At 40.0% G+C, this 17,424-nt stretch carries 10 protein-coding genes and 1 tRNA gene; 6 read left to right on the top strand and 5 right to left on the bottom strand.

Translation table 11 applies throughout. From position 1 onward, the window contains the following. Window positions 1-134 precede the first annotated feature (134 nt). From ACULLG_RS05155 to ACULLG_RS05145, 3 genes are all read right to left on the bottom strand, one after another. Complete coding sequence (locus ACULLG_RS05155) at window positions 135-4,172, bottom strand: hybrid sensor histidine kinase/response regulator transcription factor (RefSeq protein WP_452125695.1); 4,038 nt, start codon at window positions 4,170-4,172, stop codon at window positions 135-137. 125 nt (window positions 4,173-4,297) lie between these two features. Continuing rightward, window positions 4,298-6,286 carry a glycoside hydrolase domain-containing protein gene (locus ACULLG_RS05150; protein WP_452125693.1) on the bottom strand — a complete coding sequence of 663 codons (1,989 nt, stop codon included), beginning with the start codon at window positions 6,284-6,286 and terminating at the stop codon, window positions 4,298-4,300. 323 nt (window positions 6,287-6,609) lie between these two features. Continuing rightward, window positions 6,610-6,691 (bottom strand) — tRNA-Leu (locus ACULLG_RS05145). 163 nt (window positions 6,692-6,854) lie between these two features. On the opposite strand from ACULLG_RS05145, the gene ACULLG_RS05140 reads away from it, so the two are divergent. The 3 genes from ACULLG_RS05140 (at window position 6,855) to pth (ending at window position 9,255) form a co-directional block, all read left to right on the top strand. Beyond that, a complete protein-coding gene (locus ACULLG_RS05140) occupies window positions 6,855-7,796 on the top strand; it encodes a ribose-phosphate pyrophosphokinase (RefSeq protein ID WP_452125692.1) in 942 nt (313 codons plus the stop codon). 80 nt (window positions 7,797-7,876) lie between these two features. Beyond that, a complete protein-coding gene (locus tag ACULLG_RS05135) occupies window positions 7,877-8,533 on the top strand; it encodes a 50S ribosomal protein L25/general stress protein Ctc (RefSeq protein ID WP_452125691.1) in 657 nt (218 codons plus the stop codon). Between the two features lie 92 nt (window positions 8,534-8,625). Beyond that, the gene (gene pth, locus ACULLG_RS05130) at window positions 8,626-9,255 is read left to right on the top strand and encodes an aminoacyl-tRNA hydrolase (protein ID WP_452125689.1); all 630 of its coding nucleotides are present in this window, start codon (window positions 8,626-8,628) and stop codon (window positions 9,253-9,255) included. A 2-nt stretch (window positions 9,256-9,257) separates the two neighbouring features. On the opposite strand, the gene ACULLG_RS05125 is transcribed toward pth, so the two are convergent. Then, a complete protein-coding gene (locus ACULLG_RS05125) occupies window positions 9,258-9,944 on the bottom strand; it encodes a hypothetical protein (RefSeq protein ID WP_452125688.1) in 687 nt (228 codons plus the stop codon). After that, the gene (locus ACULLG_RS05120) at window positions 9,941-13,606 is read right to left on the bottom strand and encodes a reprolysin-like metallopeptidase (protein ID WP_452125687.1); all 3,666 of its coding nucleotides are present in this window, start codon (window positions 13,604-13,606) and stop codon (window positions 9,941-9,943) included. The genes ACULLG_RS05125 and ACULLG_RS05120 overlap by 4 nt, the downstream gene beginning before the upstream one ends. Window positions 13,607-13,789: 183 nt before the next feature. Here ACULLG_RS05120 and ACULLG_RS05115 point away from each other — a divergent pair, with 183 nt between their 5' ends. The 3 genes from ACULLG_RS05115 to serS are packed head-to-tail and all read left to right on the top strand — an operon-like array spanning window position 13,790 to window position 17,360. Further along, complete coding sequence (locus tag ACULLG_RS05115; RefSeq protein ID WP_452125686.1) at window positions 13,790-14,719, top strand: bifunctional riboflavin kinase/FAD synthetase; 930 nt, start codon at window positions 13,790-13,792, stop codon at window positions 14,717-14,719. Window position 14,720: 1 nt separating this feature from the next. Then, on the top strand, window positions 14,721-16,037 hold the full coding sequence (locus ACULLG_RS05110; protein ID WP_452125685.1) for an HTTM domain-containing protein: 1,317 nt from the start codon (window positions 14,721-14,723) through the stop codon (window positions 16,035-16,037). Window positions 16,038-16,088: 51 nt separating this feature from the next. Continuing rightward, window positions 16,089-17,360 (top strand): serine--tRNA ligase, encoded by a 1,272-nt coding sequence (gene serS / locus ACULLG_RS05105; protein ID WP_452125684.1) that lies wholly within the window; start codon window positions 16,089-16,091, stop codon window positions 17,358-17,360. Window positions 17,361-17,424 lie beyond the last annotated feature (64 nt).

The following is a 17,424-nucleotide window of genomic DNA, read 5'->3' as shown; positions in this document are numbered from 1 at the left end:
TATTTTCCAATTCACTTGGGAAGGTTTAGGGAAATAGGAAATTAAGGGTGGTATTTTCGTAAAGCGCCTATATAAAGGCAATTATCGGGCTTTGAAGCATTTTTTAACCCGATAACAATTGAACCCTGAAGTTTTTAGTCAGCGCTATGATCTTTGGCAAATTGGGAAGGGTTTTTGCCAAATTTCTTTTTGAATTCTCTACTAAAATGCTTGGAATCGGTATAACCCACCTTAAAACTAACGTCAGCGATGGCGAATTTATGTTGCTGCAGGAGTTGCGCTGCCCGTTTTAATCGAAAATCCCGGATAAACGCCACCAAGGTCATACCGGTAAGAGCCTTTAGCTTTTTATACATACTGGAATGGCTCATGGCCATTTCGGATGCTAAACTATCTATATGAAATTCTGGTTCATTAAGCTTATTTTCCAAAATATCTTGAAGCTTGGACAAAAATTCCTGGTCTGGTGAGGTAAAAGCTACTTCCTTCGGATTCAGTAAAGTCTCATTTACATAATGCTCCCTAAGCTGTTTTCGTCCATGGAGTAAATTCCGTATTCTGGTTTTTAATACCCCCTCATGGAACGGTTTTACCAAATAATCATCAGCACCGGTGTCATACCCCTCCATAATACTCTCGACCATATCACGGGCAGTAAGCAATACCACAGGGATATGACTAGTCAACATATTGGTTTTTAAGTCATAACAGAGGGAAACACCATCCTTTTCAGGCATCACAATATCGGAAAGCACCAAGTCAGGAAGGTGTTCCTTAGCCAAATCCAATCCGACCTTACCGTTTGCCGCCTCTAAAAGTTTAAACTCTTTTGATAAAAGCTCAACCAAAAATTTTCTTAGATAGTCGTTATCCTCAACCACTAAAATCGTGGCATTTTCGCTGGAATCAGTATCCCAAAGTTCTCCTGTGCCAGTAGCTCGATAATGCGTTGTATGATCAACATCTAAGGCATCCTTAACGATTTGGGAGTCACTAAAGTGACCTTCCCCTAAGGGCAATCCAATTTCAAATGAGCTTCCTTTATTTTTTCGATTTTTAGCGGTAATGACACCATTATGAAGTTCAACAATATCTTTGGTTATTGACAGCCCTATCCCAAAACCAATATTATGTGTTAATTCGTTTTCATTTTGATAAAAACGTTCGAAAACATGGGCCAGTTTTTCACTTGGAATCCCTGGTCCAGAATCTTTCACGATTACTATTCCAAAATCATTTTTCTCTTTGACAATAACCTCTATTGCTCCTCCTTCGGGAGTGAATTTAAAAGCATTGGTCAATAAATTATAAATGGTCTTTTCCATCTGTACCTTATCAAACCAAACCTCAAGCGCTTTCATTTTGGGCGTGAATTCATAGTCGATATTCTTGGCAATGGCCTGTTGGGAAAAGGCCACAAAAATCTCTTGGACAAAGGTAACCAGGTTATTCTGCGTCACATGCAAATCCACATTTCCTGTTTCCAATTTTCGAATGTTCAACAATTCGTTCACCAACGTCATCAAGCGACTTGCACTATGTTTTACGGCGGTTAACTGTTTTTGCTCTTTTGCATTATGATTGGTCTTGACCAGACCATTCAAAGTACCCATAATCAAGGTCAATGGGGTACGGATTTCGTGGGATATGTTGGTAAAGAACCGTTGCTTTAATTTATGGACCTCATCTTCCTTTTCACGTCTCAGTTTTTCCGTCTTCAAGTTGTTTTTTATCTCTACCCACTTTAAGGTGTAATACCTGTAGAGCCATAGCAAAGCCATAAATGCTACGACATAGGTAATGTATGCCCACCAGGTTCGCCAAAACGGAGGCAATACTTCAATATGTATCGATTTTCCCAAACTATTTTCAAAGCCTTCCTGTCTAGCTCGGAATGTATAAGTCCCTGGTGATAAATTAGTGTAGGTAATGCTAGATTGTGCCCCAATACTCCTCCATTCCTCTTCAAAACCCTCCATTTTTACCTCATATCCCTCTGAAATGGTAATGGGAAATTGGAGATTGGCCAATCCTAGGGTAAAAACATTTTCATTTGGTTTTAGCGTAAGCTTATCACTGATTGCAATATTCCTTGATAGCACTCCTTCCTTGGATACCGACTGACTTTCATTAAACAGCTTAAATTCTGTGAAAACAATAGCGGGTTCAGAAACTTGTGCAAGAGGCATTTTGGTATCTATGGAGGTTACCCCATCGATTCCTCCAAAGAATACTTTGCCTTGGCTATCCAAATAGACTGCATTAATATGAAAATCAGATTGGGTGTCAGGGATTGGAAATGATTTTCCTGTTTTTGAATCAAATCTAAATATTCCGTTTTTGGTGCCTGTCCATAAAAAACCATTGCTATCTATGGCAATGCTGACAACAGTATTGGAATTTATGTTATTGCCAATGGTGTAGTTGGTAAACGTCTCTTGTTTTTTATCAAACCTTGAGAGGCCATTTTTAGTTCCAAGCCATAAATCATTATCATTTCCCTTTTTAACGGAGAAAACATAGTTGCTTTGCAACGAAGTTTTTTCATTTTCAGTGGGATGGTAGCTCCTGAACTGTTTTTTCGTTTTGTCAAATCTATTCAGTCCACCGCCGTGTGTGGCTACCCAGAGATAATCTTCATCGTCAAGCAACGCAATGGCATTATCATTACTCAAAGTGCCAACCGAATCGGAATGGCGCTTATAATTCGTGAAGTGTTGTTTCTGAATATCAAAATAACTTACCCCACCTCCCCAAGTGGCAATCCATAAGTTCCCTGATGGCAGTTTTATAATATCCCTGACGTCGTCAAAAGGGAGAGAATTGCCAACACCTTCCCTCTTATATTGTTTCTGAACACCCTTGTCTTTATCAAATAGTAATAGTCCATTGGTAAAGGTCCCTAACCAATACCTATTCTCCTTTAAAGGGGAAATACACTGAATAAAACTAGCTCCGTCTTCTATTACTGTTTCGGAATCAACATTTTTAGGATTGTCAATAGCCAGATCCAAAAAGCTTAAACCCGAGCCATCAAGCCCCATGACCAAACGTTCATCATTCGCATAAATGGAGAGCACAGGTTGAGAATCATACCCTATACCATCACTATAGTAGCGTAAAACATTTTCAGAATGTTTTTTCCAAACACTTAGGCCCCTCCAAGCGGTTCCAAACCATAAATTTTGCTGATTATCTTGGAAAATTGCATTTATAGAATTGTTCGCTATGGAAGATGGCAACTGATTATCTTTAAGATAATGCCCTTTAATTGTACCGTTGGGTAACATTTGATACAGGCCATCACCATCAGTGCCAATCCAGATGTTGGATTCATTGTCCTTCCTAAAAGTGCGGACAATCTGTGGTCCGTCCAACTTATTTTCCTTAAAAATATCAAATAGAGCTCCGTCTTCTAAATTCAGTCCTATAAGACCATTTCCCGCCGTACCCAACAACAATTTATCGTGGTCAAAACCGGTGATATCCAAAATATAATCTGGGAAAATATCGGAATTGTTGCTTCCATATTTCATAAACCGCTTTGTGCCAGGGTCAAAAAGATATAAACCAGCCCCATTGGTCCCGACCCAAAACCTTCCCTTCGGATCCTCATAAAAACTCAAGATATTGTTGGTCTCAGAAAGCATCTCGCCTTTGACATTTGAATTAATAAAAGTGGTGAAAGATTGAGATTCCTCCTCAAAAAGGCTTAGGCCGCCATCCGTGGAAGCCCAAACACGTTCATTACTATCCTGGAATAGGGAATGGACAATGCTCGATTTTAAACCTTGACGATTTATATCTTCTTCAGGTGTATATCGGACAAAGGAATCTAAAGCCAAATCATACCTGCTAATTCCACCACCGATGGTACCTACCCACATTCTACCCGATTGATCTATAAGTAGATCAGAAATATCGTTGGAAGAGAGGCTGCTATTCTGTTGGGTGTAAATTTTAAAGTGTTTTCCGTCGTAGCGGTTTAAGCCATTTTTTGTTCCAATCCAAACAAACCCGATACTGTCCTGAACAATGGCAGTGACATTTCCATTTGATAGCCCATCATCCGTTGCTAAACTTATGAAGCGATGGTCGTGCTGTCCAAAGAATGTAGCCCTGACCAAGACCAAAAAAAATAAAACCAATATGGATTTAAAACTATACTTCACTCATTCCAAAAATTTATTCCCTTTATAAATTTACATAAGGAAGTCCAAAAACCGCTTGCTCAGTAACGGTAGTATAATTTTGTTAAGCTTAAAGCTCAAAAATTGCAACGAGAATCCCCAGAAAATTATTTTTCATGTGCCATTTCCTGAGCTTTAGGCGTTTTAAGGAAACTCGTGTCATTGGACTTCAACAACAGTTCCCGTGCTTGAGTAATATCAGTTGTCCTTTTATACCTCCCATCCTGATTTCTTGTAGCGAACTCAATCGCTTCCTGAAGTGTTTCTTCGGATGCAGTTCCTTTATCCTTAATAGTTCGAAACAGTTCATAATCTTCGATTCCCTCTTTCAACAGTTCCCATCGGATACTTGAAATGGGACCATTTTCTCCTGGGTATACGTAGTAATCATCTCCTTGGGTATGCAAAAAGACAGGGGCATTGAAAGGGTCAGAGGTCCAATTGTTGTAGGCCCAACGCAGATAACCATCTGTTCCATATTTTAGCGCAAGCCAGGGTATCAATTGGCTCTCAACGGCAGGGGAAAAAGTCAAGGTATTAGGGTGAGCGGGCTCTGCACAGAGATAAAAAGTGGTTGCCTTACCCCTCGCTTGTCGTTGCCGCAAGGCTGAATCAACAGGTATCTTGCCTTTTCCTTCCAAGGGTTGACCAGGAAAAAACATATACGAGATGGATAAGTTATCAGCGTAGCTTGAAGCTTCCGTATGTCCGGCAACTACAATTCTTTCCAGAAATTCCGGAGCGGAGTTCTTGATAACTGACATTACCGTTTTCAGTACTTCTTCTGGTTTTTCATCAAAACCCAAATAAGTTTCGTCATACCATCCTTTCTGGACCAAATGATTCTTAAATGAAGTCAGAAAAGCTTCCCATGTTGGTGCATAATCTGGGTCTCCCACATCCAAGTAGATTTCTTTTTGGGATTCAGAGGCTTCGTCCCAATAAGGTATTTTTTGTTTGGTAAGAAAAGGAGTCAATGAATATGCATTGATACTTCCTTTAATCCCGACTTCCCTTGATAGTTTTACGTATCTGTCAAAAATGGAATAATCAAACCTCCAACCTCCTTCCTTTTCCTTAATCCAGGCTACCATGCTCTTGTAGCCAAAAGCTGTCTGTGACCTTGTGGAATCATCGAGCCAAGGCTTGTGCCAAGGTTCGTGGATTATGGTTGTCGTAATGGTTTTTCCGCCTCTGGATGCATAATCTTCCAAGTATTTTTCAATATAATCCCAATGGGTCTCAGACCAATAATTTAGTTTGTAGTATTCCGCTATGGCACTTGGGTTTGTCCAAAGTTCCAAATGAAAAGCATACTCATCTGAATCTGGTACAATTTCATTCTTTATCTCTATTTGCAGGGGGTATTTTCTTTCTCCAAATTCAGCAGCTTCTAAAAAGATTGACCCTTTGTAAATTCCTGGTTTTGTTTTTTTTGGAATCCAAAAAGTAAACCAGAAAGGCTGGGCTGTATAGGGGTCGAGCGATTCCAAACCTCCCTCCACCAAGGCATCTGCCACCACATTCGGGTTCATGCTACCGCTAACCTCCTCTCCGATAACCTCCTCCATCATGGGAGACCAAACATATTCGCTTCTGGCTCGTGCAACAGGCAAATACTTCACAACTCTTACCTGACAATTTTTCTCCCAAAGGATTCCGCCATCCAATGACATCAAATCGTTTACCTTAACCTTTATTGCTGACACGCCTTTTCTTGATGCGAATGCCAGCTGGGCAGAAATTTGTTCATTTCTAACCCCAGTCAGTTTAAGTGTATCCTGTGTATCCAGGAGGGAAATTTTGAAATCCTTTAAAGCTGGATTTTCTTTCAATTCTTTTGGACTGTATTTTCTAGGGTATCTAGGAACCTTTATCAATGAAGACGTACTAAACTTACCTGTTGGAGTCCAAGTCACCCAGTCCCCCTCGGGAAGAGCTTCATTCACATTTAGTTTTAACCATTCCGGAGGGTTTTTGGTTTCTTGGAAAATAGGTTTTTCTAAAACTTTGGCCTTTGGCCTTATGTTGCAAGAACTCAGAAAAAGTAAGCCTAGAAGTACCGAAAGGCACATAGAAAAGTGTAGTAATCGCATACCCTCAAAGAAATGACACATGAACAAACAACAACGGCGAAATTTTAAGATTTTAGGGAAGGTATTTTAGTATTTGGTAAAAGTTATCCCAATTGTTGTGGGATGGTTTTGAAAAAAATTTAAGAGTTAATCTCTACGAAGACTTGCTATTCATGCCATTATCCACTAAAACCAGCAACTCTCCGATTAGCGAAGCGTCAAATTTTAAAGTAACCCAAACAAGTATATTCAAAATGAATATCTTCAAATAGCTTCAGTTTGTTGTACCTATGTTGTACCAAAACAAAAAAGCCAAGATCTAAAATCTCGGCCTTCTCTTTGAGTACCTTGGGTGGGAATCGAACCCACACTCCCGAAAGAACTGGATTTTGAATCCAGCGCGTCTACCAGTTCCGCCACCAAGGCAAAAAAATAGTCCCCTTTTTCAAATGGGACTGCAAAGCTAAAAAATTATTTTGTTTACCACCAAAAATACATTGAAATATACTTTAGCAACCCGAATTAATTTTTAAATTTGCACCTCTTTTGTGAAAAAGAACTTTAATAAGCTAGTCGACAACAGTTTACCATGCCATATCAAGTTCCAGAACCTAAAATTTTTGCCTGTACCCAAAGTACCGCCTTGGGTGAGAAAATAGCAGCATCTTATGGTGCCGACTTGGGCAATGTGTTATTCTCAAGATATAGCGATGGTGAATTTCAGCCTTCTTTTGAGGAATCTATTCGTGGAGCTCGAATTTTTATCATCGGATCCACCAATCCAGGCCCAGAGAATTTAATGGAAATGTTGTTGATGTTGGACGCTGCCAAAAGAGCTTCCGCAAGACATATTACGGCCGTTATGCCATATTTTGGTTGGGCCAGACAGGATAGAAAAGATAAACCACGTGTTCCCATTGCTGCCAAACTGGTTGCCAAAATGTTGGAAACCGCCGGCGCAACTCGAATCATTACCATGGATTTGCATGCGGATCAAATTCAAGGCTTTTTTGAGAAACCTGTAGATCATCTTTTTGCCTCAACATTATTTTTACCTTATTTAAAAAGTCTTAACCTAGACAATCTTTGTATTGCCTCTCCTGATATGGGCGGTTCTAAAAGAGCATATGCATATTCCAAAGCCTTAGAAAGTGATGTGGTCATCTGCTATAAGCAGCGAGCAAAAGCCAATGTCATATCACATATGGAATTAATCGGTGAGGTTAAAGGCAAGAATGTGGTTTTGGTGGATGATATGGTCGATACTGCGGGCACACTTACAAAAGCTGCCGACCTAATGATGGAGCGGGGTGCAATTAGTGTACGCGCTATTACAACACACGGCTTGTTATCTGGAAATGCCTATGAAAGAATTGAGGAATCCAAATTAACCGAGCTCATAGTTACCGATTCTATTCCGATATCGGATACTCGAGAAAAAATAAAAGTATTGGGTTGCGCCAACCTGTTTGCAGATGTTATGCACCGGGTTCATCACAATACTTCCATTTCATCAAAATTTTTAATGTAGCCTTCGACTACGCTCAGGCTGACAAGCTTGACAATTCGAAAATGAACAGAACAAATTAAATTTTATATATAACAGAAGTTATGAAGTCAATTACTATCAAAGGATCCCAAAGAGAAAGCGTGGGCAAGGCATCGACCAAAGCCCTACGTAATGCTGGAAAGGTCCCTTGCGTGCTTTACGGAGGGGATAAACCATTGCACTTTTCAGCTGATGAACTATCGTTCAGACATTTGGTGTACACTCCTAACGCACACACTGTTGTGATTGAGTTGGAAGACGGCCAAAAGCTGAAAGCTGTATTACAGGATATTCAATTCCATCCTGTTACCGATAAAATTCTTCACATAGATTTTTATCAATTGTTCAACGACAAGCCTGTAACCATGAATATTCCTATCCGTTTGGAAGGAAATTCTCCTGGTGTAAGAAACGGTGGTCGTTTGTTATTTAGAAAAAGAAAATTGGCCATTAAGGCTTTACCAGATTTATTGCCTGATTTTATCACTATCGATATTTCAAAATTGAGAATCGGTGGAACCATTCCGGTGGAAACACTTTTGAATGATGACTATACCATTCTTCACCCAGACAGTACAGCTGTTGTACAGGTTAAGGCCTCTAGAACATCTGTTGATGACGTGGAGGAAGAAGAAGAAACTGAAGAAGGAGCAGAAGGAACTGAAGCAACAGCAGAAGGTGCTGATGCAGCAGCTCCGGCCGCTGAAGCGACTGAATAGTTTCGTACTATAAATTAAAACAAGCATCCCAACTTTATGATTTCATGAAGTTTGGGATGCTTTTGTATTTTTGAGCAAATGCAGACCTTCGAATGTTTCAATTTATCAAAGCACTTTTTGGCAAACCACAAAGCATTTTACAAGAAGCGGACAGTATGAAAAAATTCCTGATCATCGGACTTGGAAACATTGGGGCCGAGTATGAAGAAACCAGACATAACATTGGGTTCAAAATCTTGGATTTTCTTTCAGAAAAGGAAGAGTGTTCCTTTGAAAGTGCAAAATTAGGAGCAATTGCTTCTTTTAAACACAAAGGAAAAAGTGTATTGTGCCTCAAACCATCCACCTATATGAACTTAAGTGGAAAAGCGGTAAAATATTGGATGGAAAAGGAGAAAATTCCTTTGGATAACGTCTTGATCATTACTGATGATATAAATTTACCATTCGGAACAATACGCCTGAAGACCAAAGGAAGTGACGGAGGGCATAACGGTTTAAAGGACATTCAAAATACTATACAGACCTCAAAGTACAATCGTTTTAGGTTCGGAGTTGGTGCTGAATTCTCAAAAGGAAGACAAGTGGACCATGTTCTCGGTAAATGGAATGAAAATGAAACCGCAAATCTACCAGAACGTCTACAAAAATCAGCAGACCTTATTCGTTCATTTATCTATTCAGGTGTAAAGAACACCATGAACCAATTCAACGGAACCTAAATCTAAAATACCCTAAACTCAAAAACTCCTGAATCTGAATTGTTGCCGACGGCATCGGTGGTAATAACCTTCCAATAATAGATTGTTCCAGATTCAACAGCCACACTTAATTCCATGGTATTGGTATCGGTTGTGCCTATGGAAGTTGTTGGAGGGTCTTCTGTGGAAAAGAAAACTTCGAACCCCGTAATGTCGTTCTCCACATCCGCACCTTGCCATGCCAATAGTACCTCATTATCTATATTTCTTTGTACTGTAGAGCCTGAAGCCGGGCCAACCAATTGGGCGGGGAATGGAGCATAGGTCGTTTGCGAACCTGCATTATAGAACAGCCATGTTTCGCTTGTAGCTACCTGATCAGATCTTGAATTTAAAGAAGTTACCGACCACGAATAAGGAGCGCCCTTTACAATGGATAAACTAGCTGAGGCTGAAGCTGTAGAAATAGTCTGTGGAATATTAGTTTCTAGATTGACCACATTTAAAGTGTAGCTATCTGTATTGGCTGAGACTTGCCACTGAAACGTGACCTGACTCAGGGTTTCGTTTACACTAATTCCCGTTGTGCATTCGGAATTCTGATTTGGAAAGACCAAATTAGCTCCTTCAGGTACGGGTGGCGGATCATCATTGCCTCCACAAGACCATAACATCATAAGTATTCCAAAACTTTGAAAAATCCGCTTCATTCCTTGATCAATTTAAACTCCTCATTTATTTCCGAACCTCGGATTTTCATATAATAAATCCCGGTATGCAACCCTGAAAAATCCATTTCAAGTTCATTTCCCTCCACTCTTTTCGTGGTCCTAATCACCAATTGTCCGTTGGTGGAGAATACTTGAATATCCAAATCACCCACAAAACCATTTAGGAATACTCTAGTGTCTGCCCCCACGGGGTTTCTGTACAGAATGGGTTTTGACGAAACAAAGAAAGTATCTTCAAAAGCACCTTGACAGGGTAAATTAGTAAACACCTTTAGGGTATTTAACCCCTCTTTCAGCTCCAGTTGAATCTCCGATTCCGTGGTTTGGGTAACCAAGCCATTTAATTCAACATTATACAATGAGCCTCCATCCATTGTAAGGCTCAACATGTTTTCCTCTACACTAGCGAATGAGGAAAGTAGTGCGGGTTCATTTATAACCACATTAAAACAAACTTCTTGATATACATTAGTTCCATCAGTACCCGTAATGCAGAGTGAGTAACTTCCCGCATTTAAATTTTGAAAGGAATGCGTGTCGGTAAAGTCCATATTCAAATTGGTGCTTCCACCTACCAAAACCGCAGTATAAGTAATTGAGGTGTCCACCGCAGTTATGTCTACAGAACCATCATTGTTGTCACGGCAAGACTCGCTGTGAATCTGAACATTGAAATTATCCGCGGCAAATCTATTCACGGGACAACCACTTGTATCAACCTCTACTCCCTTGGGAGTGCCTAAACAAAGATCATCACCATCGTCAAAAACACCATCCTCATCATCATCAGGCCGGAAGGCACCTTCGGCACACACTTCCAATGAAAAAGCCACCAAAGAACCACCATCGTTTGCGGCGGTATCCCGAATCTCCAATGTCCATTCCCCTAAAGTAGTTTCCCCATTTAAGGAAGATAATGACCCCAAAGGAGCAACAGTACCTGATATAGCTGGATTGCCCGAACAAACCAAATCAACACCAGAATCATCAAAAACCGCATTAATATTATTGGCATCACCGCAGGCATTTGAAATTAAGGTGACCCGTGTACCCGCTGGTGAAATAAGGTCAATAATTAAATCTTCCAAAAAGGTATGTGTAAGTTCTATGCTTACATTGACATCTGAAACTTGTAAATCCTCAAAAATCTGTACAGAAGATATAACCGTCGGTGTTCCCAAAGCAATTATTTCCAACGGAAGTCCGCTAGGGTTTAAATTTTTACAATCAACCTGATTTGTGGTAAAGCTAAAAGGTGTTCCAAACGTGCCTATCCCACAATTGTTGTTAGGTCTCACCCTCCAAAAGTATTCGGTTTCTTCAGCCAAGCTTGTGGTTTGATAAAAATTAAATGGCACCGAAGCAGACTCCACTATACTTGAAAAGCCAATATCAGTGGCTATTTCAATATCATAATTGGAGTACAATGGATTGTTCTCCCATTGTAATAAAGGACGTATGGATGTGTTGGCTTCAGTATCGGTTGGAGATGTAAGTACAACATCAACAAAATTGCTATCATTGATTACCAAGGTCAAGGGGATATTTTTGGTAATGGACGCTGAAGTAGCTGTTACTGTAATAGAATATGTTCCGGGAGTTGTGGCATTGGTATTGGAAATTGTCAAATTCACAGTGGTATCATCGGCGCTTGCCGTGGTGGGTGAAAAGCTGTCAGTGACCCCAGCAGGTAATCCTGTGACCGAAAAGGTTGAAGTCTCTACAAATCCACCAAAAGTTTCATAAACAAATGGAATAACACTGTTGTTTGGTTGACATACTTGATGTGTTAAATCTTGAAAATTCAGCACTACAGGTGATTCTTGAATCGTAAAATCTGATGTATTGACAGCAAAGAAAACATTGTCACTGGCCTTAATCATAATCCGGGCGGTGGTAGTTGCATCACCAGGGATCAATATATTTTCGCTTCCATCATTTAAGGTGTCATCAGCAAGTGTAATGGGAAAGGTATTTCCTCCATCCAAAGACAATAGGATATCGACATTTTTTGCATTTATTGGCAGCACATTGGTATTGGCCACATCCCAAGTAATCTCCTGGGATGAACCTCCTTCATAAACCACATTTGAAGTTTGCGATGTCACAACAAAAGGTCCGGCGGACTTTAGTACTTGAACATCAAGAAGGTCCGAAACCACTTGTCCACCTCCAGTAGCATTATCCCTTACCGTGAGGGCAAATTTTAAATTACGCTCTATATTGGTTACTGTTTCCCATGCATCATCTGTTTGGGGTGTTGTTTGGATAAGATTTCCTTCAATTATCCTGGAAAGCCTTGGAAAATATCTTGATGGATCAGTGGTTGGTGGCAACGATCTAAAATTAGCTCCACTTGGATTATCGGGGCCAAAATTATTTGTGACAACCACGCCATCGTCTATCTGTTCCCAAGTATATGTAAGTACATCCCCAACGTCACCATCTGTTGCCGAGCCTTCCAGCACAAATGCCGTACCTTTTGGAATCACATAATCTCCCATTGGTGTAACTACTGGCGGGGTATTGGTCAATGCCGTTGTTTGTGCACATGAAACGGTTTGTAAATAATTGGAAATTTGAACAATGCTATGGTAGTGAAAATAGTCATCCCCATTAAGTGCTACATTATTTCCTGGTACAATTCCCGCATAACCCATAATCGTAGTTCCACTTGCGGGTTCAGCCTGAACGCCTGTTCCTTCGGATTCGAATGACCAAGTATGGTTGGCGCCAAATTGATGACCCAATTCATGCGAAACAAAATCAAGGTCAAAAACATCACCCTGTGGTTCAAATGCCGCAGAAAACGCACTTCCTTTTCTATTATCCACACAAACAGCACCAATAAATCCTGCATTCCCATTATTCTGAGCTGCTGATGCGACCTTATTAAAAAGATGCCCAACATCATAGTTTGCCTCTCCTATTGTTGAGGTCAACGTACTTTGCACCTGTGCGTTTAAATTTCCATTATAAGGATCGGTTGTGGCATCTGTAAAAATAACCTGGTCATTATTAGCTACCAACTCCAAGGTTACCCCTAAATCGGTTTCAAAAACCTCATTGATACGGGTCAAAGTTGCATTGATTGCAGCCAGCGCATCTGCCACGGTACCACCATGAAATTGAGCATACTCGCCTGTGGTTGAAACCGCTATACGAAATTTGCGAAGCGTTTGGTCCCCCACCAACGGGACAATGGTTTTTCCGGCACTTTGGTTTAATTTTTTTTCTAGGTTTTGGTGCAATTTTTCAGTGCCACATTCAAACGCGATTTTTGCATGCGCCTCTTTCTTATAAATAACATAGCTTCCCTTTTTATTCAGTAAAGGCTCCATGAATGTGGTTTCACTACCTTCCAAATCTACAATCATACTTTGCAGGCCTTTATGGGAACTACTGAGCTTAACTCTATATTTTCCATCCAAGCTTTGCCCTGAAAAGGATTTTATATAGGGATATTTCTTTGCAAGTTCAGGGTGAAGTACCGATGTTTCCTTTATGGCAAAAGCAATCATTTTGCCGTCAACTGAAGGAAGGTACAAAGTATGCCCTCCTCCTTTTAACATCTTTGTAAATCTAAGTTCTTTGGAAAAAAGATGATCATCCAACGCGAAGATCGCTCCGCTCTTGTTCATATCCTTTACTGAAACGCTCTTAAAATTAGATTCTTTCGGTATGGATTTCCAATAACCTTGTTGCGCGTAAGTACAAAAGCAGGTAAAAAATATGGTTATTGTTGAAACAAGATGTAATTTAGCTTTCATACGAATGGGGCATATGTCAAATTCAAAAATAGCCTTTTTTATTTTCTTGATTGCGTGGTAACAGTACAAGGCATTTCTCAGTTTTCCGATATTTCATTTCAAACTGCCGTGACCATAGGCACTTTTGATGGTGTTCACTTGGGACACGCCAAGATATTGGAACGCCTCATAAATAATGCCAAAAATGAAGGGTTAAAGTCTACAGTCCTTACTTTTTTTCCGCATCCTAGAATGGTTTTGCAAAAAGACACGGATATCAAGCTGTTGAATACGCTAGATGAAAAAATTCAGATTTTAGATGCCATGGGATTGGATTATCTCATAATTCATCCTTTTACAAAAGACTTTTCACGACTTTCTGCTACCGAATTTGTTAGGGATATTTTAGTAAACAGTTTAAAAACCAAAAAAATCATTATCGGATATGACCACAGATTTGGTCGTAACCGCAACGCCAATATCCAAGACCTTATTGCATTTGGAAACACCCTTGATTTTGAAGTAGAGGAAATCCCTGCCCAGGAAATCGACGAGGTGTCAGTTAGCTCCACAAAAATTAGAAATGCATTACTTGATGGGGACATCGCCACTGCAAATAGCTACCTAACCTACCCTTATATGCTAACAGGAACCATTAAAAAAGGAAAAGGTCTGGGCAAACAATTCGGTTTTCCTACAGCTAACCTCCATATAGCAGAAGATTATAAACTCATTCCAAAAAATGGTGTGTATGTGGTAAGAAGTTTAATCAACGGTAACAAACATTATGGTATGATGAACATCGGGTTCAATCCGACAGTTTCAGGTACCGAAAAAAGCATAGAGGTCAACTTTTTTGAGTTTGAAGGTGATTTGTACAACAAAAAAATCCAAGTGAACATTTTACATCGCATACGTGATGAACACAAATTTGATTCTGTAAAAGAACTACAAGCACAACTGAAACAAGACAAGAAACAGTCGCTCTTGTTAATTTCCAAATAAAATGCTCAACCAATTTCTTTTTAAGAAAATTGACAACGCCCAACTCATAGTTTTCAGAATATTTTATGGGCTTTTGGTAAGCGCGGAATGCTATGGGGCCATTGCCACCGGTTGGGTCAGAAAAACCCTGATTGAACCTAAATTCACATTTACTTTTATTGGTTTTGAGTGGTTACAGCCATTACCAGGAAATGGCATGTACATCTATTTTGCCATAATGGGCACCTTGGGACTTCTGATTACCGTAGGATACAAATATCGATACAGCGCCTTTGCCTTTGCATTTATGTGGACGGCAGTTTATTTAATGCAAAAAACGTCATACAACAATCACTACTATTTATTAATGCTTTTGGCGTACATCATGGCATTTTTTCCCGCTGGCCGGGATTTTTCCATAGACGCCAAGCTAAATCCTTCTGTAAGAGCATATGCGATGCCCAATTGGGTAAGATGGACCATCATTCTACAGCTTTTTATAGTATACACCTATGCTTCGGTGGCCAAATTGTATGAGGATTGGTTGGATTTCAGCATCATCGAAATCTTGATGAAGTCAAAAAGTGATTATTATATTATCGGTGAATTCCTTCAACAAAAATGGGTGCATAAAATAGTTGGGGTATTCGGAATTCTTTTCGACCTGCTCATTGTCCCCGCCTTACTTTGGAAACCAACACGAAAAATAGCTTTTGCTTTCTCCATATTTTTCCATCTTTTCAATAGCATTGTTTTCCAAATCGGGATTTTCCCCTATTTGTCCTTGGCCTTTATTGTGTTTTTCTTTCCTCCGCAGACCATACGAAATATCTTTTTGAAACCTAAAACCATTACCATTGAAAATGCATTGGACTATCCCAAAAATGGAAAATGGATCGCAAGTGCACTTTGCCTTTATTTTATCGTGCAAGTTCTCTTACCACTAAGGCACCATACTTTTAAGGACGATGTACTTTGGACTGAGGAAGGACACCGCATGAGTTGGAGAATGATGCTTCGAAGCCGTTCAGGAAACATCCGATTCAAGGTCGTTAACAAACAGACCAATAAAGGACAATATGTTGATTTGGATGAATACCTGACCAAAAAACAGAGACGCAAAGTCGCCACATATCCTGATTTTGTATGGCAATTTGCCCAGCACTTAAAAAAGGAATATGCTGAAAAGGGAGAGGACATTCAAGTTTTTGCATATGGGCAAGCCAAAGTGAACAATCGAAAATACCAAGAGTTTGTGGACCCTAAAGTGGATTTGGCAAATGTTCCCTGGAAACATTTCTCACACAACGAATGGATTAGACCTTCGCAAAAAGAATAATAGTTGGGCAACTATTCAGATTGACTTAAATTTGCGGCTCAAAACAAGGCCATGCTTCAGTTACATACAATTAGGGAAAATAAGGAACGTATCATTATCGCTCTTAAAAAGAGGAACATTGATGCCGAACCTATTTTGTCAGCCATTCTGGATTTAGATGAAAAAAGACGTTCCCTTCAAACCGAACTGGATGGCACTTTGGCCGAATCCAACAAACTTTCCAAGGAAATAGGTATGCTTTTCAAATCTGGAAAAGCACAAGAAGCCAATGCTCTTAAAGCTCAAACTGCTGGTCTAAAAGATGCCTCCAAACAATTGGGTGAAGAGCTCAACGCAACCGCCGAAGCTTTACAAGAACAATTATATCAGGTCCCCAATATACCTCACAAATCTGTTCCCGCTGGAAATTCTGATGAGGACAACGAAGAAATTTTTCGTCATGGCGAGATTCCTGCTCTTTCAGAGAATGCCTTGCCCCACTGGGAATTGGCCAAAAAGTATGATATCATCGACTTTGAACTCGGAGTTAAGGTAACAGGTGCTGGCTTTCCTGTTTACAAGGGCAAAGGTGCGCGTTTGCAGCGCGCTTTAATCTCCTATTTTCTGGATAAAAATACCGATGCCGGATACTTGGAAGTACAACCTCCTCTTATGGTCAACGAAGCTTCAGGGTACGGAACCGGACAATTGCCGGACAAAGAAGGTCAAATGTACCATGTGCAAGCTGATGATCTATACCTGATTCCGACGGCTGAGGTTCCCATTACCAATTTGCATAGGGGTGATATGGTTGCTCGGGAAGATTTCCCCATCAAATACACCGGATATACGCCTTGTTTTAGAAGAGAAGCAGGAAGTTATGGCGCCCATGTTCGTGGATTAAATCGCCTACATCAGTTTGATAAGGTAGAAGTGGTTCGTATAGAACACCCCAACAATTCTTACCAAGCTTTGGACGAAATGGTAGAACATGTAAAAAACATATTGGAAGAATTAAAGTTACCTTATCGAATCTTACGTCTTTGTGGAGGAGATTTAGGCTTCACTGCTGCCCTTACCTTCGATTTTGAAGTGTTTTCGACAGCTCAGGACAGATGGCTCGAAATAAGTTCAGTTTCCAATTTTGAGACCTTCCAAGCCAATCGCCTAAAACTTCGTTTTAAAGATGAAAATGGCAAAAGTCAATTGGCCCATACACTCAATGGAAGTGCTTTGGCACTACCCAGGGTACTTGCCGGAATTTTGGAAAATTATCAGACACCAGATGGCATTAAAATTCCGGAAGTTTTGGTTCCTTATTGTGGGTTTGATGTGATCAAGTAAGTCCCTTTTAATCTTTTTATTTGGATTCACTTAACAGAATATAGTAGGTTTCTACGTTATATTT

The organism is Flagellimonas sp. 2504JD1-5, assembly GCF_053618295.1.
Note: the sequence above shows the minus strand (reverse complement) of the source record. Positions and strands in the feature narration are given on the sequence as shown.

Bases quoted from the DNA above. Each gene is read 5' to 3' on its own strand.
- ACULLG_RS05150 (WP_452125693.1), bottom strand. From the start codon at position 6,286: ATGCGATTACTACACTTTTCTATGTGCCTTTCGGTACTTCTAGGCTTA.
- ACULLG_RS05140 (WP_452125692.1), top strand. From the start codon at position 6,855: ATGCCATATCAAGTTCCAGAACCTAAAATTTTTGCCTGTACCCAAAGT.
- ACULLG_RS05135 (WP_452125691.1), top strand. From the start codon at position 7,877: ATGAAGTCAATTACTATCAAAGGATCCCAAAGAGAAAGCGTGGGCAAG.
- pth (WP_452125689.1), top strand. From the start codon at position 8,626: ATGTTTCAATTTATCAAAGCACTTTTTGGCAAACCACAAAGCATTTTA.
- ACULLG_RS05125 (WP_452125688.1), bottom strand. From the start codon at position 9,944: ATGAAGCGGATTTTTCAAAGTTTTGGAATACTTATGATGTTATGGTCT.
- ACULLG_RS05120 (WP_452125687.1), bottom strand. From the start codon at position 13,606: ATGAACAAGAGCGGAGCGATCTTCGCGTTGGATGATCATCTTTTTTCC.
- ACULLG_RS05110 (WP_452125685.1), top strand. From the start codon at position 14,721: ATGCTCAACCAATTTCTTTTTAAGAAAATTGACAACGCCCAACTCATA.
- serS (WP_452125684.1), top strand. From the start codon at position 16,089: ATGCTTCAGTTACATACAATTAGGGAAAATAAGGAACGTATCATTATC.